Source organism: Blastomonas sp. CCH1-A6 (genome assembly GCF_001556365.1).
Classification (GTDB): Bacteria; Pseudomonadota; Alphaproteobacteria; order Sphingomonadales; family Sphingomonadaceae; genus Blastomonas; species Blastomonas ursincola.
The window spans coordinates 1-332 of the sequence record NZ_LSIS01000333.1 but is presented as its reverse complement, the minus strand read 5'-3'; the positions used below and the strand labels follow the sequence as shown (position 1 = coordinate 332).

Below are 332 nucleotides of genomic sequence, written 5' to 3'. Positions count from 1 at the left end.
GAATTACGGTGACAGTGCGCTAAATTGACATTGTGGGGCGGCAGTGCAAGGCTGCTGGCATGGCTCGTCTAGCTCGCTTTGTGGTTCCTGGGATCCCGCATCATGTGACCCAGCGGGGCAATGGTCGTCAGCAGGTGTTCTTCGGCGATGATGATTATGTCGCCTATCGCGATCTGCTGGCCGTGCACTGTGCGGCGCATGGCGTGGCGGTGTGGAGCTGGGTGCTGATGCCCAATCATGTTCACCTCATTCTTGTGCCCCGACATTCCGATGCCCTGCGCGCTGCGTTGTCGAGGGTGAACCGCGCCTATGCCGGACGCATCCATGCGCGC

General features: G+C 60.5%; 1 protein-coding gene. It reads left to right on the top strand.

Annotation, left to right across the window (positions count from 1 at the left end):
- Positions 1-59 precede the first annotated feature (59 nt).
- Positions 60-332, top strand: a 273-nt coding sequence (locus AX735_RS16095; RefSeq protein WP_202189599.1) for a transposase, incomplete at its 3' end; no start/stop codon positions are given.